Consider the following 22,483-nt stretch of genomic DNA (forward strand, 5'->3'; position numbering starts at 1 on the left):
GAAGGCGGGGAACGAGTGCGGGGCGACCACGTCCTCGGCGAGAACGTTGCCGTACGCCTGGGTGAGGTCGAGGTCGAGCGGAGGCAGCGCGCGTAACCTGCGCAGCACGCTGCCCAGGTAGTCGGCGAGCGGCGTCAACTCGTTCGCGGCCGCCTCGGCGTCGGCCGTCGAGGTCATGTATTGGGACCGCCCGACGCGTCGCGCACCCCGTCCAGGATCGCCGAGGTGACGGTCTCGTCGCCGTTGTTGACGAAGTCGGTCAGCCACTTGCGGAACTCGGCGCCGAAGTCCTCGCGCTCGACGGCGATCTGGACCACGGTCTGCAGGTAGCCGAGCGGCATGCCGGTGTCGTAGCGGGTACCCCGGTAGACGATGGCGTGCACCGGCACCCCCTCGGTACGCAGCAGCTCCATCGCGTCGGTCAGCTGGATCTCGCCGCCGCTGCCCGGCTTGGTCCGCTTGATCGCGTCGAAGATCCGCCCCGGCAGCACGTACCGGCCGAGGACGGCGAGGTTGCTGGGGGCGTCCTCCGGCTTGGGCTTCTCCACCATGCCGGTGACCTTGACGACCTCGGCGATGTCGTTGAACTCCGGCTCGGCCGGCTCGACGGAGGCGATGCCGTACCGGGCGGTCTCGCCCGGGTCGACCTCGAAGAAGGCGAGCACGACGCCGCCGGTGCGGGCCTGGAGCTCCAGCATCGCCGGCAGCAGCGGCTCGGACGGCTTGACGAACTCGTCGCCGAGCAGCACCGCGAAGGGCTGGTCACCGACGTGGGACTCGGCGTACCCGACGGCGTGGCCGAGGCCGAGCTGCTCAGGCTGGCGGCAGGTGTAGATCTCGGCCAGGTCCTCGGTGCGCCTGACGGCGGCCAGCAGCTCGGGCTTGTTCGCCAGCCGCTCCTCCAGGTCGGGCCGGCGGTCGAAGTGGTCCACCATGGCCGTCTTGCCGCGCCCGGTGATCAGCAGCACGTCGTTCAGCCCGGCCTGGGTGGCCTCCTCGACGATGTACTGCAGCACCGGCCGGTCGACGACCGGCAGCAGCTCCTTCGGGACCGCCTTCGTGGCCGGCAGGAACCGGGTGGCCAGGCCGGCGGCCGGGATGACGGCCTTGACCGCACGGGAGCGACCGGTCGCGGCGGTCGCTGAAGGATTCGCTGAGTGCTCCGACATGTCGCGAGACTATCGGCCACGGCTCTGCCGCGGCGGGTGAGGACCGGAAGACGCGCCGCCTGGACCCACTCCGGCGACGTCTGGCGCGCCGGCCCCGGGCGGTCCGTCGGGCGGGCTGACAGTGGCGGCCACGACCGGTGCCTCCTGGCTGGGTGCCGGATCGGGGGGCCGGGTCAGCCGGTAGCCGTCCCGGCCGGCCGCCTTGGCCGCGTAGAGGGCGTCGTCGGCGGCGTCGAGCACCTGCTGGCCGGTGGCGGCGTGGTCCGGATAGACGGCGATGCCGATGGAGACGGTCACCGACACCCGCACCGGATCGCCGCCGTGCCCCTCCACCGGCACCGGGTGGTCCCGGACCACCGCGCCGAGCCGCTCGGCGACGATCGTCGCGCCCCGCGCGTCGGTCTCCGGCAGCAGCACCACGAACTCCTCGCCACCCTGCCGGAAGGCCAGGTCCACCTCGCGGATCTCGCCGCGTACCCGGCGGGCGAACTCGACCAGGACGGCGTCCCCGGCGGCGTGCCCCCAGGTGTCGTTGACGTCCTTGAACCGGTCCAGGTCGAGGGCGAGGACGCTGAGCATCCGGCCGAACCGGTTGGCCCGTTCCACCTCCCGCCGGATCGCCTCCCGCAGGTAGCGGTAGTTCCACAGCCCGGTCAGCGGGTCGGTCAGGGAGAGCCGCTGCGCCTCCTCGTGCACCCGGACGTTCTCCACCGCCACCGCGGCGTGCCCGGCGAAGGTCCGCAGGGTGATCAGGTCGTCGTCGTCGAACTCGGTGGCGCCCGCCCGGTCGTAGAGGGCCAGCACCCCGAGCGCGCCGGAGCCGGCCGACGCCTCCGGGTCGCGACGCGGCGCCGGACCGGCCTTCATCCGGTCCGCAGCGCCGCCTGACGGCGCGGAGGCCGCATCATGGCCGGCAGCCGGATGCCCGGGGCGGTCCGGGGGGCGTGCGCCCAGCTCCGCCGCGCCGGGCGCGGCGAAGGGCACCGCCACGTACGTCTCGCAGGTCGGCTCGCCCGGCGTGGCCTGCGCCGGGTCCCACCGGCCGCACAGCGGCTCCCCGGTGGCGGCCACCGTGCCGACCACCCCGGTGCCCACCGGCACCCGCAGCGTGGCCGGGTCGGAGCGGTCGTCGGTGGGCCACCGCCCGTCCAGCCCCTCGACGCACCGGCCGACGAGGACGCCGTCGCCGTCGAGGAGCAGCACCGCGCCGGCCCGTGCCCCGGTCGCGGCGACCGCGCTGTGCAGGATCACCCGCAGGATGCGTTGCAGGTCGTGGGTGCTGGCCAGGGTGTCGCCGAGCACCGCCAGGTGGCCGCGCAACTGGTCCCGGCTGGTGGTCAGGGCGGCCACGTAGCTGCCGGTCTCCCGGGTCATCCGGTTGAACGCGCCGGCCAGCCGGCCGATCTCGTCCCGGCTGCGTACCGGCACCCGGGCGGTCAGGTCGCCGTGCGTCACCCGGTCCACCGCGCCGGCGAGTTCGACCAGTGGGCGGGTGGTCACCCGGGCCAGCCGCCAGGCGGCCACCACGGCCAACAGGGCGGCCAGCACGACCGCGCCGACCAGGGCGGCGTAGAGGTCCGGCGGGCGTTCCCCGGGGACCGAGAGGACCAGCGGCAACGGCTGCCCCGGGGACGGGCCGACCCGGCGGACGTACCGGCCGTCGGTCTCGGTGACCCGCTCCCCGGCGACCGTGCGGGCGGCGGCCAGCACCGCCTCGCGTACCTCTGTTGACTCCGTGGTGTGGGTGAACCGGTCGGCGTCGGCGCTGTCGTCGAGGAGGGTGACCGCGACGCCGGTCACCGCGGCGAGCCGGGCGACGAAGGCCGGGTCGACCGGCTGCGCGGCGGCGACCGTGCCCAGGTCGTCGCCGGCGGGGTCGCGCAGCTCGACCCGGGCGGCGAGCGCCTTCACCGGGCCGGTGGCGGCCCGGTCGCCCGCGCAGTCCCGCCAGGGCCCGTCCGGGCCGCCCGTGGTGGCGTAGCTGGTCCGGCCGGCGGTGTCGATGACCTGCACGGCGGCCGCCAGGCCGCGCCCCACCACCTGGTCGGCCGCGCGGGACCGGGCGGCCGGGTCGGGGACCAGCGCGACGGCGTCGGCCGCCGCGCGGAGCTGCTGGCAGAGGGCGTCCACGGAGGTACGCACGCCCGCGGCGGCCAGCCCGAGGCGTTCGGTGGAGCGGCTGCGATCGAGGGTGACCATCGCCGATCCGACGAAGACCGCGCCGAGCAGGACGGGGCCGAGCACCACCGCGAGGAAGGCCGCCGTCAACCGCCCGCGTAGCGTCAAGCTTCCCCCCGGAAGTTCCGCGCCCCTTGTTGCGATGCTGACACAGAGCGACCGGGAGGCAAGCGTCGCGTCAGGAGTGTTGCGTGCCGGAATTTTCTGATGGAGCGGATGTCGCGCATGAGGCGAAACGGGGTTTGCGGATCGCGCGACTCGCCCACCGCCGGTCGCTGACCGCCGAGCACCGGTCGGAGGCGGCGGCCCGCGTCCAGGCCGAGCTGATTTCCCTGGTACGACGGCTCGGCCCGGCCCGGATGACCGCGTACGTGCCGGTCGGGTCGGAGCCCGGCGGAGCCGACCTGCCCGAGGCGCTGCGGGCGGCGCTCGCCCCGGACGCGGAACTGCTGCTCCCGGTGCTCCGGGACGACCTGGACCTGGACTGGGCCGGGTACGCCGACCCGGGGTCACTGCGGGCGGCCGGGCGGGGCCTGCGGGAGCCCACCGGCCCCCGGCTCGGGGCGCTGGCGGTCGCCACCGCCGACCTCGTGGTCGTGCCCGCCCTGGCGGTGGACCACCGGGGGTTCCGGCTGGGCCGGGGCGGCGGCTCGTACGACCGGGCGCTGGCCCGGGTGCCCGCGACCGCCCTGACGGTGGCGCTGCTGCACGACGGGGAGTTGATCGAGGCGGTGCCCGGCGAGCCGCACGACCTCCCGGTCCGCGCCGTGATCACTCCGGCCGCCGGCCTGGTGAAGGTGTGGGCCGGCCCGCTTCCGCTGGACGAACCCGGGTCCGATGACGCACCATTGGCACTCGGATAAGTCGAGTGCCAACCGGCCGTGCCAGATCCGGAGGAGAACGTGCCCACGTACCAGTACGCCTGCACCGCGTGCGGCCACCAGCTCGAGGCGGTGCAGTCCTTCTCGGACGCGCCGCTGACCGAGTGCCCGGCGTGCGAGGGGCGGCTGCGCAAGCTCTTCAACTCGGTCGGCATCGTGTTCAAGGGCTCCGGCTTCTACCGCACCGACTCGCGTTCGTCCGGTTCCGACAGCGCCACGAGCACCACGAGCAACTCGGCCAAGTCCGAGTCGTCCTCGAACGGCGCGTCGAGCACCTCGACGACCGGTTCGTCCACCTCGACCTCGACCAGCAGCTCCTCCGCCAAGACCCCGGCGGCCAGCAGCTCGTCCGCCTCCTGACGCTCGCACCCTCGCAAGGTCCCCACACATTCCCTGGAAGAGTGGCCGTTCCCTCGCGGATGGCCACTCTTTCCGTGCCTGCGGCCGCCCTGTGCCAGCACGGGTGGGATGAGAGTGGGGGGTTGTCCACAGGCGGGCGGGTTATCCACAGGGTGTGGGTGACCGGGTGATCGGGCCCGGGCGGCGCTTCTAGCCTGCTGGCGTTGGTGGTGCCGGTGGGAGGGGTGCGGGTGGCGGGCGAGGGAACTCTGCGGCCGGTGCGCTGGCGTGGGCTGCCCCGAGGCGGCACCCTGCTCCGGGTGGCGCTGGTCGCGATGCTGCTCGGCGTGGCTGCCGCCGTTCTGTCGACCCCGGCCGGCTGCCCACCGCCCGGTGAAGGTCGGGCCGGTCCCGCCTCGGCCACTCCCGTCCCGGCCGCCCCTGGCCCGGCCGCTCCGGCCCCCGGCCCGTCCACCGGTGCGCTGCCGCTGCCGAGCGGGTCGGTCGGCGTACCGGTCCGGCTGGCCGAGCCGGCCGCCCTGGCGGTGCTCCGACCGGGTGCCCGGGTGGACCTGCTGGTCGTACCGGCCGGCACGGCGGCCGGGGAGGCGACCCTGCTCGCCCCACGGGCGCTGGTGCTCGACGTGGTGGGCGCCGCCGGGGCGGTCGACGGTTCCTCCGCCCTCTACCTGGCGCTCCGGCCCGAGCAGGCGCAACAGGCCGTCGGCGTGCCGGAGGGCAGCCGCTTCGCCGTGGTGGTACGCGGCTGACGAGCGGGTGCGGGGCGGCGGAGGGCTGCTCGGCCGCCGAGCGGGGAGGCGCCGGGTCAGTCCCAGTGCGGGGGGCGCTCGGCCAGCAGCCAGTCGTCGTTGCCGCCGGGCCGCTCGCCCCAACCGCGGTCCGTGTCGTCGGTCGTCTGCTCGGGCAGCACCACGAAGTCGTCGCCGAGGTCGACCACGCGGTCGTCGTCGCCACGCCTGCCGGGATCGCTCACGAGCGGCAAGGATACCGGCCGGAGGGAAATGCCTCGTCCGTCCGGCGCACCGGCGTCCCGCACTCTCACCCACGGCCTCACCCGGTCCGAGCCCCGAACCGCAACCTCGCCCATCCGGCCGGTGCCCGTCGCGTCGGAGCGGCCGACCGACCCGCGCGTTGGTAGCGTCGGTCGGCGTGACGACGCCGAGCGGTGGCAGCCCCGAGGACGAGTTCTGGCGACGCCCGACTCCGGACCAGCCCGCCCCGGAGAGCGGCGGCGGCCAGCCCGACGTGGGCAGGGTGTCGGCCGGCGACGCGGCAGCCGCCGGCGCGGCCGGGCCCGGGACGGAACGGACGGACGTGCCGGAGCCGGGGGCGGATCGGGCCGGCCAGGGATCGACGGGCAGCGCCTGGTCGCCCCCGGGCCAGGCGGAGAGCCCCTGGGCCAGGCCCGCCGCGGGTGCGCCCGGCGGCGGCCAACCTGCTGGCGGGGGCGGCTGGTCGGCGGGCACGGCCGCTCCCGGCGGGTACGCCGGCCCGCCGCCCACCATGCCACCGCCGCCGGGCTGGCGACCGCCGGTCTACGTGCAGGCACCGCCGCCCCGGCGGCTGCCGGCGCAGGACATGGCCGTGATGGATCAGGCGGAACAGCAGGCGCAGCGGCTCACCTATGGCGTCGGGGCGGTCGCCGCGGTGGTGCTGGTCCTGCTCACGTGCCTGCTCTGCTCGCGGGTGATCTTCTGAGCCGGGCTCAGAGCGTGCCGCCCCAGACCGCCTGGGCGCCGGTGTCGCCGGTCAGGTAGACGTACACCACCGCGAACACGGCGAGCACGACCACCACACCGGTGAGCACCGGGGAAAGCCAACGAGGCAGGTTCCGTGACCGGGCAAAATTGCTGGTCACCAGCAGGAGCAGCAGCGCCGCCGCGGCCAGCCCGAAGGCGAGCCAACGGAGGCTGTCCCCGTACTCGGAGTGCTCGCGCACCTGGTCGAGGATCTGCGCCGGGTAGTTCTTCTGCTCCAGCACCTGCTCCAGTTCCTCGCCCGACTCGGTGGCCAGGAAGGCGGCGATCGGGGTCGCGATGGCGAGGGCCGCCACCGCCCAGTCGAGCCGGGACCGCCAGCGGGGCAGCACCCCGTACGCGACGGAGACCAACGCCAGCAGCGGCACGAGCACCACGACGGCGTGCACCAGCAAGGCGTGAGCGGGCAGACCGTTGAATTCCCTGAACACCGACACCTCCGGCGAGTGGGTGCGAACCGCGCAGCCAGCGTACGACCACCAAACGTCGACGCCGCTGTCCCCTCCCACCCACGCACGCCGGCCGGCCGCGGTTCAACCTGTGGCCCCGACCACCCACCGTTCCCGCTCGCTTGTCGGCATCGTGGCCCCGTGCTGTCATTACTCCATGTCAAGCGGTGAGGAACTGCTCCGGTCGAGGGGCCTGCGGGTCACCCGACCGCGCCTCGCCGTGCTGGACGTACTGGCCGAGGGCGGCCACCTGGAGGTCGACGAGATCACCCGCCGGGTCCGGGAGCGACTCGACTCGGTCTCCACCCAGGCCGTCTACGACGTGCTCGGGGCGCTCTCCCGGGCCGGGCTCTCCCGCCGCATCGAGCCGGCCGGCTCCCCCGCCAGGTACGAGGCCCGCGCCGGCGACAACCACCACCACGTGGTGTGCCGGGGCTGCGGCGAGATCGCCGATGTCGACTGCACCACCGGCAGCGCGCCGTGCCTCGACCCGAAAACCGCACACGGGTTCGAGGTCGACGAGGCGGAGGTGACCTTCTGGGGTCTCTGCCCCACCTGCCAGACGCGCCGCTCCGCCGACGACTGACCTCGGCACGCACCGGACGGGTCCGCTCGGCGCGTGGCACTCTTGGGCCGTGGAATCGGATGACCTCGGCCTGTTCGGTCCCGGGTCGGTCACCTGGAAGGTGCACGGGGAGCCGATCCTGTTCGTGGCCGGCCTGCGCTCGCTCTACCTGCAGGCGCTGCACCCCCGGGCGATGGCCGGCGTCGCCCAGAACAGCAACTACCGCACCGACGCCTGGGGCCGGCTGGTCCGGACCGCCACCTACGTGGGGACGACCATCTACGGCACCACCGCCGAGGCGGAGGCGGCCGGCCGGCGGCTGCGTACGCGGCACGCCCGGCTGCGCGCCCGCGACCCGCTCAGCGGGGAGGAGTTCCGGATCGACGACCCGGACCTGCTGCGCTGGGTGCACGTCGCCGAGGTCGAGTCGTTCGTGAGCACCGCGCGCCGGGCGGGACTGCCGATGACCGACGCCGAGGTCGACGGGTACTACACCGAGCAGCGCCGGTCCGCCGGCCTGGTCGGGCTCGACCCGGCCGACGTGCCCGGCACCGCCGCCGAGGTGGCCGACTACTACCGGCGGATCCAGGGTGACCTGCGGATGACGAAGGAGGCGGCGGAGACCGCCCTGTTCCTGACCGCCCCGCCGATCCCGTGGAAGGTCAGCCGACCGCTGCACGTCGGCCTGAGCCTCGGGCCGCCCCGCTGGGCGTACCTGGGCGTGGCGGGCATCGCTTTGGCGCTGCTGCCGGCCTGGGCCCGCCGGCTGTACGGCGGCCTCGGCCTACCCACCACCGCGCTCTCGGCCGACCTGAGCGTGCGCGCACTGCGGCTCGCCCTGTCGGCGGTGCCGCGCCGCTATCGGGAGGGCCCGTTGCAGCAGGCCGCGAAGGCGCGAGCCGCCCGCCAGGCCGCCGCCTGACTCCGCCCTGGCCGCCCGGGTTGCGGCAACCCGGGCCTTCCGGACCGGGGCACCCCGACCTGCCGCACCCCGGGGACACCACCCGACCCCGGTCAGTCGAGATCGGAGACGGACTCGGTGGGTCGGTCCACGGCCGCCCAGGGGTCCTTGCCGGGCGTCTGCGCGCCGGCGGGGCAGGTCCGCCGGTAGTCGCACCAGCCACAGCGCGGCCCGGGGGTGGCGGGAAACGCCTCGTCGGGGTCGCCCCCGTCGGTGACCGCCCGCTCGGCGGCCATGATGTCCCGGGCGGTCGCCTCGGCCCGGCTGAGCTGTCGGTCCAGCGACTCAGGGGTGTGCTCGTGCGCGGCGACCGTGCCGCTGGGCAGGTGGTGCAGCTCGACCCGGCGGCAGGGCCGGCGGAACACCCGCTCGGCCGCGTACGCGTAGAGGGCCAGCGCCTGCGAGCCACGGGCGTCATCGGCGTCCAGCCCGGTGCGGCCGGTCTTGTAGTCGACGATGACCAGCTCGGGCCGCCCGTCGGGGCCGGGCCGGGAGTCGATCCGGTCGGCGCGGCCGTTGAAGGCGAGCACGGCGGTCTTGACCGCGACCACCCGCTCCACCCCGACCGGCTCGTCAGCCGGGTCGAGCCCCGTCACGTACGCCTCCAGCCAGGCCAGGGCCCGGCGGAAAGCGTCCCGCTCCTGCTCGTCGTCGCGGTAGCCCTCGCGGACCCAGGTGCCCTTGAGCAGGGTGCCCAGCACCTCGGGGCGACGCCGCCCGGGGTCGAGGGCGTACCAGTTCTTCAGCGCGGTGTGCACGCTGGCGCCGAGCGAGTTGTGCGCCCACGGCGGGCCCTTGGGCGGGGCCGGCCGGTCGACGTACGAGTAGCGGTAGCGCCGGGGGCAGTCCGCGTACGCGCCGAGTTTGCTGGGTGTGCAGACGAAGAGCCGCTCCGGCATGCCCTCGAAGCCGAGCTGCTCGGCCTGCTCGGCGCGGGGCCGGGGCGGCCGGCCACCGGTGGGTCGTCCGGTCGGGGAGGGTCGTCGCACGCCTGAGATCCTGCCACCCTGGTACGACAGCGGGGCGCCGGCCGGCCGGGCGGATCAGCGCATGGTGATGAAGTGGGTCACGAACGCGGCGATCGCATCGGCGATGAGCTGCACCGCGATGGCGGCCAGCAGCAGGCCGGCGATCCGGGTCAGCACCTCGATGCCGCCCGGCCGGAGGATTTTGACGATCACGCCGGAGAAGCGCAGCGCCACCCAGACCGTGACCATCACCGCGACGATCGCGAGCGCGATCGCCAGGTAGTCGGTGACCGCGCCGGCCCGCTGCACGAAGAGCATGGTGGCGACGATCGCGCCCGGCCCGGCGAGCAGCGGGGTGCCCAGGGGGACCAGGGCGATGTTGGAGGTGGTCTGCTGTTTCGGGTCGTCGGCCTTGCCGGTCAGCAGTTCCAACGCGACCAGCACCAGCAGCAGCCCGCCGGCGGCCTGCAACGCCGGCAGCGAGACGTGCAGGTAGGCCAGGAGGGTCTGCCCGGCCACGGCGAACACCACGATCACCCCGAGCGCCAGCGCGACGGCCTGCCAGGCGGCCCGGTTCCGGTCGCGGGCCGGCAGGGGGCCGGTGAGCGCGAGGAAGATGGGCAACATGCCGGGCGGGTCGACGATCACCAGCAGGGTCACGAAGACCTCGCCGAAGAGCTTGAGATCCACCCGGATACGGTAGCCGCGCCGCCGGAACGCTTCAGCCTGAAGCGATGGGGGTCACCCCGCGGGCCAGGGCGATGATCCGCTCGTACGCCTCCGGCTCGGTGGTGAACGCGCCGAGCTGGACCGTCTTGTGCGTGCCGTGGAAGTCCGACGAACCGGTGACCAGCAGCCCCAGGTCGGCGGCGAGCGCGCGGACGTGGGCCCGCTCGGCGCGGCTGTGGTCCTCGTGGTCGGCCTCCAGGCCGGCCAGCCCGGCCGCCGCGAGCGCCACGATCAGCTCGTCCGGCACGATCCGGCCGCGCCGGCTGGCCCGGGGATGGGCGAAGACCGGCACCCCGCCGGCCGCCCGGACCAGGGCCACCGCCCGGAACACGTCGATGTCCTCCTTGGGCAGCCGGTACCGCTCGCCCAGCCAGTCCGGCCCGAACGCCTCGGTGGTGGTGGCCACCAGCCCGGCCCGGATCAGCGCCTGGGCGATGTGCGGCCGGCCCACCGTGCCGCCGGCCGCGCCGGCCAGGATCTCCGCCCAGTCGACGTCGATGCCGTCGGCCTGGAGCAGCCGTACGATCCGCTCGCCGCGCTCCTCCCGGGCCCGCCGCACGCGGGCCAGCTCGGCGGCCAGCTCCGGCTCCGCCGGGTCGAAGAGGTACGCGAGCAGGTGCAGCGGGATCGCCGGCTCGACGCCGTACCAGCGGCAGGAGAGCTCTGCGCCGCGGACCAGGGCCAGCCCGGGCGGCAGCGCGTCCAGCGCGGCGTCCCAGCCACCGGTGGTGTCGTGGTCGGTGATCGCCACGACGTCGAGGCCGGCGTCGGCGGCGGCCCGGACCAGCTCGGCGGGACTGAGCGTGCCGTCGCTGGCGGTGGAGTGGGCGTGCAGGTCGATCCGGGCGGCGGCGCTCACCCCGCCGACGCTACCGTCCCCCGGGGGCAGCCGCTGCCGGGGTGGTGCGGTGGCTCACGGGGCGACGGCCGCCACCACGACCAGCCGCTCGTCCGGGGCGACTCCGTCCACCGGCGACCCGGTGGGCCGCTCGCCGGCCACCACCCGGTCCGGGCGTACCCGGACCAGCCGGCCGGCGGTGTCGACGTGCAACGCGACACCCGCGCCGGTCCACGCCGCCCCATCGACCAGCGCCGGTCCGGCGGGGCGGGCCGACACGGTGCCGCCGAGGGTGCGCAGGTCGACCAGGAGGGCCGATTCGCGGGCCGCGTTGACCAGCAGCCACTTCCCGTCCGGGGAGACCGAGGCCACGCCGTCGGTGGCGAGTTCCGGGCCGCAGCCGGTGCGGACCGGGGCGAGGCCCCGCGCCGGGTCGAGCAGGGCCAGGCAGGGCCGCCGGGGCGTACCCGCGGAAACCTCCCCGACCACCCGGCCGTCGGGGAGCGTCCCGTAGACGTTCAGCACGTCGCGCTCCGCGCCGCCGGGCTGCCCGCCGGCCGACCGGCGCCAGAGGCTCACCCCGCCCCGGCCGGGCTGCCGGACCAGGACGGCGTCGGCGGCGAACCCGATCGGCACGGCGCCCGCGGGCGCCGCCGCCCGGCTCGTCGCGACGAGTTGGCCGCCGACCACGCCGGCGGCGAGGATCTCGGCGCCGTCGCGCCAGGCGACCTGCCGGCCGTTTGCGGCGACCGCGACGGCGTCCGCCCCGGCGAGCAGCACCTGTGGCGCGCTGCCGTTGGGCGGCACCCACCAGAGGGTACGGCCGGCCGCGGTGGCCCTGGAGGTGACCAGCCAGCCCCCGTAGTCGGGTACGCGTTGCGCCCGCTCGACGGAATCCACCCCGGTCAGCTCCCGCTGCTCGCCGCCACTGGTCTCCAGCCGGGAGCCGATGATCAGGTCGAGTTCAGCGCGGACCGGCGCGGCGGCCGGCGGTGGGGTGCTGGCGGTGGGCAGCGGTGAGGGGGTGAACCCGCGCGGGTCGCCGAGCACCACGGTGGGCGTGCCGCCGTGCCCGGTCGGTCCGCCGAGTTGGGCCATCCCGGTGGTGACCAGCACGGTCGCCACACCGGCCAGGGCGAGCCCGGTGAGCGCGCGGCGCCGCCCGCTGCGCCGGGCCCGGCGGATGGCCATGCCGGCCGGGTCGGCGGCGAGCGGGCGCGGCGTGGCGACGCGACTCGCGAAGGTGTCGCGCAGCGCCCGCTCCAGGTCGTTCTCGCTCACGGCCAATGGACGCTTCGGGCCGCCCGACTGGTTGTCGCAGGGACTCGGCGTACGGCTGCTCATCGGGTCTCCACCGGCACGGAGCCGACCGGCCGGGCGGCGGCCGGGGCGGTGAGCGCGGCCGGCGGGGCCGCCGCCGGGCGGGTGACGGGCGGTGGCACGGACGGCGGCGTGACCGGGGTACGCGGTGCGGGCCGGGCGGGCGGCGTCTCCTGCGGTTCGGCCGGCAGGCCGAGGGCGGCCTCGGAGCCCAGCCGGCGGCGCAACGTGTTGAGCGCCCGGGACGTCTGGCTCTTCACGGTGCCCGGGGAGATTTCCAGCAGGGCCGCGGTCTGCGCCTCGGACATGTCCTCGTAGAACCGGAGCACCAGTACGGCCCGCTGCCGGGCCGGCAACGCCTGGAGGTGCCGCCACAGTGCGTCCCGGTCGAGCTGCTGCTCGATCACGTCCACCCCGGCCCGCTCGGGCAGCACCTCGGTCGGGCGCTCACCGTGCCAGCGGCGCCGCCACCAACTGGTCGAGGTGTTGACCATGACCCGGCGGGCGTACGGCTCGATGGCCTCGATCCCGCCGAGCCGCTTCCAGGCCAGGTACGTCTTGGTCAGTGCGGTCTGGAGCAGATCCTCGGCGGTCGCCCAGTCTCCGGTCAGCAGGTACGCGGTGCGCAGGAGCGCGCCGGAGCGGGCCGCGACGAACTCGCGGAATTCCTCCTCCAGCGAATCCCTGCTCGCCACCGCTCACCTCCGCACCCCGTCTTGCATGGCAGGTTGCCATGCCCGGGTGGGTCGGGTCGACGGCAAATGGTGCGCATTCCCTCCGATGTTCGGACGAAAAGTTTCACGCTCCGTCGTCGGCCTTGGCCTCGTCGGCCTCCTTGCCCAACCGCGCCTCGACGGCCTGCGGCTCGTACATCTCTTCCACGACGCGCAGGTAGAGCTCGTTCGGGTTGGGCAGGTTCTTGATCTCCCGGAGCGCCTGCTCCTGGCCGGCGGACTCCAGCACGAAGGTGCCGTAGTTGAGCGCCCGGCCGGTCGGGGTCTGCTCGTACTTCATGTCGGTGACCCGGACCAGCGGCATCATCGCCACCCGCCGGGTGATGATCCCGTTGACCACCATCACCCGCTTGTTGGTGAGGATGAAGCGGTCGTACCACCAGTCGGCGACCCGCCAGGCGACCCAGCCCATCACCGCGAACCAGAGCAGTACGGCGACGGTGGTCAGCGCCCCGACGTCCCGGCCGGCGAGGAAGCCGGAGAGGTAGCCGAGCACGAAGGTCACGGCGATGCCCACCAGGATCGGGGTGGAGAGGTGGATCCAGTGCCGCTTCCACTCGCCCCGGTAGCGCTCCGTGGGGAAGAGGTATCGGGCCACCAGCGAGCTGGGCTCGTCCTCCAGCGGCAACACCCGGCGGGGCGCCATGCCATGCGCGTCGACCCGCAGCCCGGCCAGCTCGTCCTCGGAGATCTGCGGCGGCTGGTAGCCGGCCTCGGGATCGCGGATCCAGGCCCGCCCGGAGCGCCCCTCGCCGGCGTAGCCCGGGCCGTCCCCGAAGGCGGCGTCGTCCGAAAGAGAGGGACCGTCGCCGTAGCCCGGGCCGGGGCCGTAGCCGGGACCGTCGTCGGGGTCGATGCGGGGGATCGGCTCGGTGTCGCGCTCCCGGCGCTCCCGATCGGGATCGTCGGGGTCGAAGGGTGGACCGGAGGGGCTTCCCATCGGCGGCTAGGCGACCAGGCTCGTGAAGAAGTCGCCGAAGCCCTGAGCGATGTCCATGATGCCGCCACCGAGAGACTTGAACACGTCAGCGGCGGAGTTCGGCCGGTAGGCAACGAAGAAGATCAAGAACGCGATGCCGGCCCAGGTGAGGACCTTCTTGACCATAGCGGGCCATCCTCTCGCGCGGCGCCGGGTCCAATTACCCCAGTGGTACCCAGAGTATCAGTATCGTGTCGTACAGTGAATATCTGCGTCCGTTCTCCGATCGCCGGTGCCAGCCGGTCAGGCCCGCCCGTGCAGGTACGGAGACGGTGCGCCGTACACGAGTTCGGGCGGAGTCCACTCGGTGAGGTCGTGCAGCACGACTTCTTCCGCGAGGAGGTGACCCGCACTCGCCGGCCAGGCTATCGCATGGAGCCACATTCCCCGAGCCTCGCCGGCGTACGCACTTCGATCTGTCGGCGAATTCACGAGCCACAGTGGAGTGGGGTGACCACCCACCCTGATCTTCGCCTGCGGGACCCGCTCGGGGTGACCAGGCCCGGGACCGGTGAGCGCCTCCTCGACCTGCGGCCCCGGATCGGGGCCGGGCAGTCCCGCGAAGCGGGAGCCCAGCCCGACGCCCGGCTCCTCGGCGACGAAGAGGAGGTCGGCCGGCCCACCATCGAGCGGGGCCGGACCGGCACAGGCGATCGCGGTGGCGCGGATCCCGCCCCGGTCGTCCCCGGCCCAGGCCACCCCGGTCAGGGTCCACCCGGTGGGCAACGGCCACGGGCACCAGAGCGGTACGGCCGGCGGCCCCGACGGGTCGACCTCGGCGGCCACCCGGCCCACCACGCTGGCCACGATCTCGGCGCTGATGTGCTCCGGCACGTGCAGCGGCGGCACCGGGCCGCACCGCAGGCACCGGAACTCGCCGTGCATCAGATCCGGCTCCCGGACCGGGCCCGCGCACCTCGGGCAACTCACCGCGATACTCACGTTCCCACGGTCACCCCGCGTCGCCGGGGCGTCAAGCGGAGCGGCCGGATCGGTGCCGTTCAGCCCGGCGGCGGGCCGGCGTACGCGCGGATCCAGGCGTGCATGGCAATGCCGCTGGCCACCCCGGCGTTGATCGACCGGGTGGAGCCGTACTGGGCGATGGAGAAGAGCTCGTCGCAGGCGGCCCGGGCGGCGTCGGACAGGCCGGGCCCCTCCTGACCGAAGAGGAGCACGCAGCGGCGGGGCAGCGTGCTGTTCTCCAGTGGCTTCGAGCCGGGCAGGTTGTCGATGCCGACCACCGGCAGCCGCTGCTCCCCCGCCCAGGCGACGAACTCCTCGATCGTCGCGTGGTGCCGGACGTGCTGGTAGCGGTCGGTGACCATGGCGCCGCGCCGGTTCCACCGCCGCCGCCCGACGACGTGCACCTCGGCGGCGAGGAAGGCGTTGGCGTTGCGGACCACCGTGCCGATGTTGAAGTCGTGCTGCCAGTTCTCGATGGCCACGTGGAAGTCGTGCCGGCGCCGGTCCAGGTCCGCCACCACGGCCTCGCGCCGCCAGTAGCGGTAGCGGTCCACCACGTTGCGCCGGTCGCCCTCGGCGAGCAGCTCCGGGTCGTACCGCGGGTCGTCCGGTGGGTCGCCGGGCCAGGGCCCCACACCCACGTCGAGCTGGTCGTCGGTCACGGTCTCCAGAGGGTACGGCCCACGACCCGGCGCCGGCCGCCGGCACCCCGGTCAGCGGAGGTTCAGCGCGCCGGCGAGCCGGTCGAGGAAGCGTCGGTCGGCCGGGCTCGACCCGACGTCACCGGCCTGGCAGACCCGGGCGGCAACGGATTCCACCCACTGCCGGTACGCCGCCGAGTCGGCCGGGTCGGCGCGCCGCCGGAGCACCCGTACCGCCGCCCGGCAGGCGGCGAGCAGGTCGACGACGTCGGTGAGCCGCTCGTGCGGGGCGGTGGCGCCGTCGTGCCGGGCGTAGATCGCGGAGACCACGGCGCGGACCAGGTCACTGTCGAAGCCCCGCCCGGCAGCCACCGCGTCGAGGCCGGCGAGGCCGGCGCCGACCCCGCGCCGCGGGCGCCCGGGGCCGGGCGAGGCGGCGGCGACGAGGACCCGACCCGGCAGGTCGGTCAACAGGTCCCACTCCGTGGTGGAGTAGGCGGCGGTGGTCAGCGGTGCGGCACGACGTCCGGCAGAGGACGGCTCGCCGGCGACGGAGTGACTCATGCCGCCGCTCCGCTTCGCGCCGCGGCACCACGAGGCTCCGACGCGCTGAGCCTGATGATTCGCTCGCTGCGCTCGCTCATCGCGGGACCTCCGGCGTCAGCATATGCCGGGGAAGGCGAAAAGGACCCCATCCCCCGGGGAACGTCGGGGGAAGGGTCCTTCGCGATGGATCCGGGGGTCCGGGTCAGCGCGGCTCGGGGAAACTCGGCCGCTCCGGGTCGACGCCCTCGGGCGCGGCGGCGACCGCGTACTCCTTCCTGGGGACCATGACCTTGCGACGGAAGACGCAGACCAGCGTGCCGTCCTGGTTGTAGCCCCGGGTCTCCACGGCGACCACGCCCCGGTCCGGCTTCGAGGAGGACTCCCGCTTGTCCAGCACCGTCGTCTCGCCGTAGATGGTGTCGCCGTGGAAGGTCGGGGCGACATGCCGCAGCGACTCGATCTCGAGGTTGGCGATCGCCTTACCGCTGACGTCCGCCACCGACATGCCGAGCAGCAGGGAGTAGATGTAGTTGCCGACCACCACGTTGCGCTTGAACTGGCTCGCCGACTCCGCGTAGTGGGCGTCGAGGTGGAGCGGGTGGTGGTTCATGGTGAGCAGGCAGAAGAGGTGGTCGTCGTACTCGGTGACCGTCTTGCCCGGCCAGTGCCGGTAGACCGCGCCGACCTCGAACTCCTCGTAGTAGCGGCCGAACTGCATCCTTGTCCCCTTCGACGGACGGCGATGGAGTTCGGCACAGCATGCCTTACCGCTTGTTAAGGCGATGACGGGGGCGCTGCCGGTACGGAAATTTCACACGGGGCCAACCCGGGGGAGACGCAATGAGCGGCGGGGCCCTCCCCGGCACCCGCCGCCCACGCTCTGATGCCCAAGATTCTGCCGTACGCCAGTACTGCAACGATAGAGACAGAGGTCACAGTTACTTTTTTGTTACATTACGTTAGGTAATCGACGACCCCCTATCAGGCGATCTCCGCACCCCAGATCCCCGCTAGTCAAGCGTCAAGTTACCGAGTCGTAGCAGTTAACCTGGACGATCTTCCTGGGAACGCTCCCATCACGTCCCGTCACGCAAGTGCGGCATGCACTTGCGTTCCGCAGCCGCCCGAGAGACCCCATTACTCTCGATGTCGTCCGACCGTCACCGGGTAGCAGCGCTACGTTTCGTCGCCCGCGTCACGGGAATTCCTGGACATCCGCCCTGGTTCCACCGGACGTAGAAACAATCCGCGCTGATCGGAGAGTGCAATGGCAACGGTTGAGCTGACCACGGCCAACTTTGACGAGGTGACGGAGCAGGACGGGATCGTCCTGCTGGACTTCTGGGCCGACTGGTGCGGCCCGTGCAAGCGGTTCGCCCCGGTCTACGAGCGCTCGTCCGAGAAGCACCCGGACATCACCTTCGGCAAGGTCGACACGGAGGCTCAGCAGGAGCTGGCCGTCAAGTTCAACATCAGCTCGATCCCCACGGTGATGGCGATCAAGGACGGCGTGATCGTGTTCGCGCAGCCGGGCGCCCTTCCGGAGTCCGCGCTGGAGAACCTGATCGAGCAGGTCGAGAAGCTGAACATGGACGAGGTCCGCAAGCAGATGGCCGAGCAGGGTCACCAGCACTGAGCCAGACCGCTCACGGCGACGGCCGGGTCCCCGAGGGGGCCCGGCCGTCGCCGTCTCCGGCCCCGGAGGATGGCGACACGGTCAGTGAGTCATGGACGACGGACGGACCCTTCGGGGCTGCTCATCCCGTATCGTCCAGACCCGATGGAGACCCTGACCACCCGCGGGCGCGCGATCCGGCTGGGCGTCACCGCGCTCGGGTTGGCGCTGCTCCTCGTCGGCACCGTCCGCGGCACCGATGACGACTTCCCGTTCGGCCCGTTCCGGATGTACTCCACCTCGGACCCGCCGGACGCACCCGCCCCGGACACCCGCGTCGAGGGCGTCGACCGCACCGGCGCGGTGGTGTCGCTCGGACAGGACGCGACCGGCATCCGCCGAGCCGAGATCGAAGGCCAGCAGTCCCGGTACGTCGCCGACCCCGACCGGCTGCGCCAGGTCGCCGACGCGTACGCCGAGCGCCATCCGGCCGCCCCCGCGCTGGTCGAGGTGCGCATCGTGATCCGCTGGTACGACATCCAGGGCGGTCGCCCGACCGGCCGCTGGACCGATCGCACCGTGGTGACCTGGCAGGCCACCCGGTGACCAGCTGGCTGACCGAGGCGGTGCCGCGCGGGCGGGTGGCCGCCTTCCGTACCCTCGTCTATCTCTTCGTCGCCGCCGACCTGGTGGTCTTCACCCCCTGGGTACGTAGCCGGGTCGACGTGCCCGGCGAGCTCTACCAGCCGCTGCTGATCGGCCGGCTCCTCCCGCTGCCCACCCCCACCCCGGCGGTGGTCGGCGTGATCTTCTGGGTGCTGCTGCTCGCCGCCCTGTTCGCGGCGACCGGGCGCGCGCCCCGGCTGCTCGGCTGGACGGTCTTCGCCCTCTATTTCGAGTGGATGATCGTCGCGATGAGCTACGGCAAGGTCGACCACGACCGGTTCGGGCTCCTCGTGGCGCTGGCCGTGCTGCCCACCGCCGGGCGGGCCCGACACGGCGATCCCACCCCCAGCGAGGCCGGCGGGTGGGCACTGCGGGTCACCCAGATCGGGGTGATCTGCACCTACTTCCTGGCGGCCTGGGCCAAGTTCCGGTTCGGCGGGTTCGACTGGGCGACCGGGTCGGTGCTGGCCCGGGCGATCATCCGGCGCGGTACCGAGTTGGCCGACCTGATCGCCCAGGTGCCGCACCTGCTGATCGTCGCCCAGTTCGGCATCCTCGCCTTCGAGCTGCTCAGCCCGCTGGTCTTCGTCCTGCCCGAACGGTGGCGGCACACCGCGGTGGGCTTCTTCTATTCTTTCCACCTGGTGACCATCGCGACGATCACCATCTCATTCGCGCCGCACCTGGTGGCGATGACCAGCTTCCTGCCGCTGGAGAAGATCCGCCCGATCAGCCTGCTCCGCCGTCGGCTGTCACCGGCCACCCCCGGCCAGCTCGGCGAGCATCCCCTCGCAGCTGCGGGCGACGACCTGGGCGCCACGGCGCTGGGCCAACCGGAGCAGCGGATCCTCCGCCCGGTTCCGCCAGCGCCACTGGGCGTCGGCGGCCACCTCCCACAGCCGCTCGACGGTCGCGTCGTGCTCGACGCCGAGCCGGGCCGCCAGACCGACCCCGTCGCCACCGACCAGCCGCTCCGCCTCGGCGGCCAACTCGGCCTCGAACCCGAGTCGGGTGTTGCGCAACGCGGCGAGCAGGCGTAGCTCGCGGAACTCGTGCGCCCCGGCGAGGATCTGCTCGACCCGGCCCAGCAACTCGTCCGCCCCCCGGCGCGGCTCGGACCGCAGCAGCGTTTCCACGGCTGCCAGCGCCGACCGGGCCTTGAGCGTGTCATGCCGGTCGATCAGGGACCGGTGCATCGTCTCGCGCAGCTCGGCCAGACCGCTGCGCCGGATCAGCTCGGCCGAGAGCTTCGCCCGGCTGTCACAGCCGGCGCGAATCAGCGTGGTCGCGAGCCGGAGCCCGAAGAGCCCGAGCCGATCCAGCAGCGCGGCGCGTACCTCCGCATCCGGGCGTAGCAGGGCGTCGCCGCGGACGAAGCGGTCGGCGGAAAGCAGATGCGTCTCCAGCTCCGGACGGGGCACCCGGGCCAGCTCCGCGAGCATGGCGAAGTCCGACTCGCTGAGGATCCGACCGGCCAGGCCGAGCAGCCCGCTGCACGGGACGACGGTCACGCAGAGCGCGTCCACCCGGGGATCGCGCTGCTGTCGCCGGGCCAGCCGGCGGGCCGTCAGCAGCCCGTCGATCCGCCCGCCCCCGGTCTCGTCCACTCGGGACAACACCATGATCACGTTGACCGGGGCGGCCTGCCCGACCGCGCTCTCCCGGCCGGTCTCCAGCAGCCGCAGGTCACTGTCGCGGCCGTCGCGGGTCAGGTAGAGCACCGCGTCCGCGTCCCGCAGCACCCGCTCCATGACCGGGGCCCGCCCCGGCTCGTCGCCACTGGTGGCGGCCGGCGTGTCGATCAGGGTCACCTGGCGCAGGGTCCTGGTCGGCCACTGCACCACGATGTCCCGCAACTCGCCCACCCGCTGGCCGACCAGGTCCACCCGCATCCCGGTCGGCGACTTGACGATCGCCAACTCCTGTGCCGGCTGGTCGGCCGAGTACGCCGTGGCCCTCGGCTGCGACCCGTCCTCGTACCAGGTGAAGCAACCGCTGTCGTCCACCCCCTCGACCGGCGCGACCTCCTCCCCCATGATCGCGTTCAGCAGGGTCGACTTGCCGGACCGCCACGGGCCGGCGACCGCGATCAGCAGCGGTTGCTCCAGCCGGGCCAACTGGTGTCGCAGGTGGTCCGTCGCCGCGGGGCTGTCCCGGTAGAGCTGGAGGGCCTGGTGCAGCAGGGCCCACGCCGTTTCCTCCAGCCGCACCCCGACCGTCATGCCCGGGGCTCCAGCTGCACCGGGGCGGACCGGACGACGGTCAGCTGCTGGGCCTGCTCGAAGAGCCCGGCGAGCCGGGTCATCTTCAGCCGGATCTCGCGCTGCCGATGGTCACGGACCGCCGCGTCGGTGTCGGCGGCCTGTTTGGCGCTGCGGAACGACTGGATGATGGCCTCCTGCAGTTCCTCGGTCAGCGCGGAGAAGTGGTCCCGGAGCATCCGCTGCACCTGCCGGGCCGCGTCCCGGCGGTCCTTGGTGACCCGGACGAAGAAGTCGTCGACGTGCCGTTGGACCGCCGTCTTGACCACCGCCTGCCGGCGGCGGAGCAGTTGCTTGCTCTCGTCCCGGATGCTCTTGCCGCCGAACAGGGCGCCGACGCTGAGCGAAAGCGGGTTGATCATCGGCATCCCGGCCAGGGTGGTCGCCAGGCCGACCATCAGCAGGCCGCCGTACGAGCCCCGCATGCCGGTGATCAGCTTCTGGCCCGCGGTGAACCGGTCGACGTTCGGCCGCTCGATCTCCGGGAGCTCCTCGCCCAGGTCCGCCGGCACCGTCATCGGCCAGGGCGGCAGCACGTCGCCGCCGTACCGGGCGAAGGCGGCGGCCACCCGGCGGGTGGTCCAGTCGCAGCGCTGGACCAGCCAGTCGTGGTTCGCTTCCGCCGCCTCCGCGAGGCTGGCCTCCAGCCACTCCTGGAACTCGTCCCAGGCGTTGAGCGGATCGGCCGTGTCGAAGGCCTCGTCGACCAGGCGCAGGATCTCGCGGGTCCGGTCGCGCAGGTCGAACTCGATGTCGGAGAGCAGGTCGGCCATCTCGTCGGCGAGCGTGTTCTGCCACCGGCTGGAGCAGCGGCGCAGCTCGTCGACCTCGCGTTGCGCCGCGTGCAGCCGCGAGATCGGGCCCGACTGCTCCTCGGCCTGCTGGCTCGCCAACTCGGCGCGCAGCGGCGCGGCCAACTGTTCCACCACCGTGCGGGCGATCGTGCAGACCGCGGCGCGGGCCAGGCGGTCGGACTTGCCGGCGAGGTCGCGCTGCAACCGACCGATCAGCGCCGGGAAGCCGGACTCGGCGTTGAGTTCCCGGTCGTCCACGGCCGCCGCGCGCAGCCGCAGCGCCGAGGAGACCGGGATGACCGGCGCGGACACCCCGGCCTCGGCCAGGTGCTGCCGGTTGCGCTCGGCTACCGCGCGCCAGTCCGGTACGAGGTCCGTCTTGGTCTGCACCACCACCACGTTCGCGTGCGACCGGGCGACGTGCAGCAGCATGGTCAGCTCGCCGGCGGAGAGTTCCCGAGTGGAGTCGGAGACCAGCAGCACGGTGTCCGCCCCGGCCGGGACGGCGACCGGGCCGGCGGCGCCGAGGGCGGCCACCTCGTCGGCGCCCGGGGTGTCCACCAGCACCAGCCCGGAGCCGAGCAGGGCTCGGGGCAGCCCGATCTCGACGTACGCGGGGCCGCGCCGGCTGCCCGGCGCGCCGGTCACCGAGGCGACCTGCGCCAGCGGTACGGGGGTCCGCTCGACGGCCGCCGGGAGCGCGGCGCCGACCGGCCGGCCCGGAGCCGCCGGCGACGCGCGGACCAGGGCGGCCGAGGGGGCCTCGGCGTGCTGCACCACGGTCGGCAGCAGGGTGGTCCGGCCGTCGCCGACCGGGCAGGCCGGGGCGTTGAGGATGGCGTTGACGAGCTGGCTCTTGCCCTGCTGCGACTCGCCGACGACGAGGACGCGCAGCCGGGGATCCAGCAGCTGGACACGCCTCTGCCGCACCGTCTGCAACAGATCGCCGCGCCCGTGCGCGCTGCACGTACGAGCGATCTCGTCGAGCACGTCCAACCAGATCGCGGCGACCATTGCACCAAGTGTGCTGATTTCAGATCAATTATCAAGAGGGCCGGGGCGGAAGACCGGATCATCACAGCGATCCGGCCTTCCCCCGGGAGCCGTAC

General features: G+C 73.7%; 25 protein-coding genes and 2 pseudogenes. 9 read left to right on the forward strand and 18 right to left on the reverse strand.

From position 1 onward, the window contains the following. From ONA70_RS17335 to ONA70_RS17345, 3 genes and pseudogenes are all read right to left on the reverse strand, one after another. Positions 1-177, reverse strand: a pseudogene (locus ONA70_RS17335) (gephyrin-like molybdotransferase Glp); the annotation flags it as partial. Then, on the reverse strand, positions 174-1,169 hold the full coding sequence (locus tag ONA70_RS17340) for a UTP--glucose-1-phosphate uridylyltransferase (RefSeq protein ID WP_265007478.1): 996 nt from the start codon (positions 1,167-1,169) through the stop codon (positions 174-176). The pseudogene ONA70_RS17335 and the gene ONA70_RS17340, both read right to left, overlap by 4 nt. Before the next feature lie 9 nt (positions 1,170-1,178). Beyond that, complete coding sequence (locus ONA70_RS17345) at positions 1,179-3,455, reverse strand: diguanylate cyclase (protein WP_265007479.1); 2,277 nt, start codon at positions 3,453-3,455, stop codon at positions 1,179-1,181. A gap of 83 nt (positions 3,456-3,538) precedes the next feature. On the opposite strand from ONA70_RS17345, the gene ONA70_RS17350 reads away from it, so the two are divergent. The 3 genes from ONA70_RS17350 (at position 3,539) to ONA70_RS17360 (ending at position 5,337) form a co-directional block, all read left to right on the forward strand. Then, positions 3,539-4,210, forward strand: coding sequence for a 5-formyltetrahydrofolate cyclo-ligase (locus ONA70_RS17350; RefSeq protein WP_265007480.1), 672 nt, complete (start codon positions 3,539-3,541; stop codon positions 4,208-4,210). Positions 4,211-4,249: 39 nt separating this feature from the next. Beyond that, complete coding sequence (locus ONA70_RS17355; protein ID WP_265007481.1) at positions 4,250-4,588, forward strand: FmdB family zinc ribbon protein; 339 nt, start codon at positions 4,250-4,252, stop codon at positions 4,586-4,588. Between the two features lie 206 nt (positions 4,589-4,794). Next, on the forward strand, positions 4,795-5,337 hold the full coding sequence (locus ONA70_RS17360; protein WP_265007482.1) for a flagellar biosynthesis protein FlgA: 543 nt from the start codon (positions 4,795-4,797) through the stop codon (positions 5,335-5,337). A 56-nt stretch (positions 5,338-5,393) separates the two neighbouring features. Here the strand turns inward: ONA70_RS17360 and ONA70_RS17365 are convergent, their stop codons facing one another. Continuing rightward, positions 5,394-5,561 (reverse strand): hypothetical protein, encoded by a 168-nt coding sequence (locus tag ONA70_RS17365; RefSeq protein ID WP_265007506.1) that lies wholly within the window; start codon positions 5,559-5,561, stop codon positions 5,394-5,396. A gap of 176 nt (positions 5,562-5,737) precedes the next feature. Between ONA70_RS17365 and ONA70_RS17370 the strand changes: the two genes are divergently transcribed. Continuing rightward, a complete protein-coding gene (locus ONA70_RS17370) occupies positions 5,738-6,286 on the forward strand; it encodes a hypothetical protein (RefSeq protein WP_406601203.1) in 549 nt (182 codons plus the stop codon). Positions 6,287-6,293: 7 nt separating this feature from the next. Here ONA70_RS17370 and ONA70_RS17375 read toward each other — a convergent pair whose 3' ends face one another. Continuing rightward, complete coding sequence (locus ONA70_RS17375) at positions 6,294-6,776, reverse strand: DUF2231 domain-containing protein (RefSeq protein ID WP_265007483.1); 483 nt, start codon at positions 6,774-6,776, stop codon at positions 6,294-6,296. A 175-nt stretch (positions 6,777-6,951) separates the two neighbouring features. Here ONA70_RS17375 and ONA70_RS17380 point away from each other — a divergent pair, with 175 nt between their 5' ends. Together ONA70_RS17380 and ONA70_RS17385 are read left to right on the forward strand one after the other, a co-directional pair. Then, positions 6,952-7,380: a Fur family transcriptional regulator gene (locus tag ONA70_RS17380; protein WP_265007484.1), complete on the forward strand. Its 429-nt coding sequence runs from the start codon at positions 6,952-6,954 to the stop codon at positions 7,378-7,380. 49 nt (positions 7,381-7,429) lie between these two features. Next, positions 7,430-8,281: an oxygenase MpaB family protein gene (locus ONA70_RS17385; protein ID WP_265007485.1), complete on the forward strand. Its 852-nt coding sequence runs from the start codon at positions 7,430-7,432 to the stop codon at positions 8,279-8,281. A gap of 92 nt (positions 8,282-8,373) precedes the next feature. Here the strand turns inward: ONA70_RS17385 and ONA70_RS17390 are convergent, their stop codons facing one another. The 11 genes from ONA70_RS17390 to ONA70_RS17440 all read right to left on the reverse strand — a co-directional run bounded on the left by ONA70_RS17390 (position 8,374) and on the right by ONA70_RS17440 (position 16,756). Then, positions 8,374-9,219 carry a RecB family exonuclease gene (locus tag ONA70_RS17390; protein WP_265007504.1) on the reverse strand — a complete coding sequence of 282 codons (846 nt, stop codon included), beginning with the start codon at positions 9,217-9,219 and terminating at the stop codon, positions 8,374-8,376. A gap of 144 nt (positions 9,220-9,363) precedes the next feature. After that, positions 9,364-9,978: a MarC family protein gene (locus ONA70_RS17395; RefSeq protein ID WP_265007486.1), complete on the reverse strand. Its 615-nt coding sequence runs from the start codon at positions 9,976-9,978 to the stop codon at positions 9,364-9,366. A gap of 31 nt (positions 9,979-10,009) precedes the next feature. Next, positions 10,010-10,876, reverse strand: a complete 867-nt coding sequence (locus ONA70_RS17400; RefSeq protein WP_265007487.1) for a PHP domain-containing protein — start codon at positions 10,874-10,876, stop codon at positions 10,010-10,012. 54 nt (positions 10,877-10,930) lie between these two features. After that, the gene (locus ONA70_RS17405) at positions 10,931-12,199 is read right to left on the reverse strand and encodes a hypothetical protein (protein WP_265007488.1); all 1,269 of its coding nucleotides are present in this window, start codon (positions 12,197-12,199) and stop codon (positions 10,931-10,933) included. Further along, on the reverse strand, positions 12,196-12,870 hold the full coding sequence (locus tag ONA70_RS17410; protein ID WP_265007489.1) for a SigE family RNA polymerase sigma factor: 675 nt from the start codon (positions 12,868-12,870) through the stop codon (positions 12,196-12,198). Before ONA70_RS17410 ends, ONA70_RS17405 begins: the two co-directional genes overlap by 4 nt. A 103-nt stretch (positions 12,871-12,973) precedes the next feature. Next, the gene (locus ONA70_RS17415; RefSeq protein WP_265007490.1) at positions 12,974-13,849 is read right to left on the reverse strand and encodes a PH domain-containing protein; all 876 of its coding nucleotides are present in this window, start codon (positions 13,847-13,849) and stop codon (positions 12,974-12,976) included. A 6-nt stretch (positions 13,850-13,855) separates the two neighbouring features. Next, a complete protein-coding gene (locus tag ONA70_RS17420; RefSeq protein WP_007455302.1) occupies positions 13,856-14,014 on the reverse strand; it encodes a hypothetical protein in 159 nt (52 codons plus the stop codon). A gap of 117 nt (positions 14,015-14,131) precedes the next feature. Next, positions 14,132-14,830, reverse strand: a complete 699-nt coding sequence (locus tag ONA70_RS17425) for a DUF6758 family protein (protein WP_319957573.1) — start codon at positions 14,828-14,830, stop codon at positions 14,132-14,134. Between the two features lie 59 nt (positions 14,831-14,889). Beyond that, on the reverse strand, positions 14,890-15,513 hold the full coding sequence (locus tag ONA70_RS17430) for a TrmH family RNA methyltransferase (protein WP_265007491.1): 624 nt from the start codon (positions 15,511-15,513) through the stop codon (positions 14,890-14,892). A gap of 51 nt (positions 15,514-15,564) precedes the next feature. Further along, positions 15,565-16,056 (reverse strand): hypothetical protein, encoded by a 492-nt coding sequence (locus ONA70_RS17435; RefSeq protein ID WP_265007492.1) that lies wholly within the window; start codon positions 16,054-16,056, stop codon positions 15,565-15,567. A gap of 184 nt (positions 16,057-16,240) precedes the next feature. Further along, positions 16,241-16,756, reverse strand: a complete 516-nt coding sequence (locus ONA70_RS17440) for a MaoC family dehydratase (RefSeq protein ID WP_265007493.1) — start codon at positions 16,754-16,756, stop codon at positions 16,241-16,243. A gap of 549 nt (positions 16,757-17,305) precedes the next feature. Here ONA70_RS17440 and trxA point away from each other — a divergent pair. From trxA to ONA70_RS17455, 3 genes are all read left to right on the forward strand, one after another. After that, positions 17,306-17,674 carry a thioredoxin gene (gene trxA / locus ONA70_RS17445; protein WP_265007494.1) on the forward strand — a complete coding sequence of 123 codons (369 nt, stop codon included), beginning with the start codon at positions 17,306-17,308 and terminating at the stop codon, positions 17,672-17,674. A 144-nt stretch (positions 17,675-17,818) separates the two neighbouring features. Beyond that, positions 17,819-18,259, forward strand: coding sequence for a hypothetical protein (locus ONA70_RS17450; protein ID WP_265007495.1), 441 nt, complete (start codon positions 17,819-17,821; stop codon positions 18,257-18,259). After that, on the forward strand, positions 18,256-19,359 hold the full coding sequence (locus ONA70_RS17455; protein ID WP_265007496.1) for an MFS transporter permease: 1,104 nt from the start codon (positions 18,256-18,258) through the stop codon (positions 19,357-19,359). Before ONA70_RS17450 ends, ONA70_RS17455 begins: the two co-directional genes overlap by 4 nt. 675 nt (positions 19,360-20,034) lie before the next feature. Here the strand turns inward: ONA70_RS17455 and ONA70_RS17460 are convergent. Both ONA70_RS17460 and ONA70_RS17465 read right to left on the reverse strand, forming a co-directional pair. Further along, a pseudogene (locus ONA70_RS17460) lies at positions 20,035-20,541 on the reverse strand (dynamin family protein); the annotation flags it as partial. Beyond that, a complete protein-coding gene (locus ONA70_RS17465) occupies positions 20,538-22,388 on the reverse strand; it encodes a dynamin family protein (protein ID WP_265007497.1) in 1,851 nt (616 codons plus the stop codon). The gene ONA70_RS17465 and the pseudogene ONA70_RS17460, both read right to left, overlap by 4 nt. Between the last annotated feature and the right edge of the window lie 95 nt (positions 22,389-22,483).

Source organism: Micromonospora yasonensis (assembly GCF_026013475.1).
In the GTDB taxonomy this organism is placed as follows: domain Bacteria; phylum Actinomycetota; class Actinomycetes; order Mycobacteriales; family Micromonosporaceae; genus Micromonospora; species Micromonospora yasonensis.

Excerpts from the sequence above, each read along its gene's own strand:
- trxA (WP_265007494.1), top strand. The coding sequence starts at position 17,306 with ATGGCAACGGTTGAGCTGACCACGGCCAACTTTGACGAGGTGACGGAG.
- ONA70_RS17390 (WP_265007504.1), bottom strand. The coding sequence starts at position 9,219 with ATGCCGGAGCGGCTCTTCGTCTGCACACCCAGCAAACTCGGCGCGTAC.
- ONA70_RS17405 (WP_265007488.1), bottom strand. The coding sequence starts at position 12,199 with ATGAGCAGCCGTACGCCGAGTCCCTGCGACAACCAGTCGGGCGGCCCG.
- ONA70_RS17465 (WP_265007497.1), bottom strand. The coding sequence starts at position 22,388 with ATGGTCGCCGCGATCTGGTTGGACGTGCTCGACGAGATCGCTCGTACG.
- ONA70_RS17440 (WP_265007493.1), bottom strand. The coding sequence starts at position 16,756 with ATGCAGTTCGGCCGCTACTACGAGGAGTTCGAGGTCGGCGCGGTCTAC.
- ONA70_RS17420 (WP_007455302.1), bottom strand. The coding sequence starts at position 14,014 with ATGGTCAAGAAGGTCCTCACCTGGGCCGGCATCGCGTTCTTGATCTTC.
- ONA70_RS17415 (WP_265007490.1), bottom strand. The coding sequence starts at position 13,849 with ATGGGAAGCCCCTCCGGTCCACCCTTCGACCCCGACGATCCCGATCGG.
- ONA70_RS17435 (WP_265007492.1), bottom strand. The coding sequence starts at position 16,056 with ATGAGTCACTCCGTCGCCGGCGAGCCGTCCTCTGCCGGACGTCGTGCC.
- ONA70_RS17380 (WP_265007484.1), top strand. The coding sequence starts at position 6,952 with ATGTCAAGCGGTGAGGAACTGCTCCGGTCGAGGGGCCTGCGGGTCACC.
- ONA70_RS17340 (WP_265007478.1), bottom strand. The coding sequence starts at position 1,169 with ATGTCGGAGCACTCAGCGAATCCTTCAGCGACCGCCGCGACCGGTCGC.
- ONA70_RS17450 (WP_265007495.1), top strand. The coding sequence starts at position 17,819 with ATGGAGACCCTGACCACCCGCGGGCGCGCGATCCGGCTGGGCGTCACC.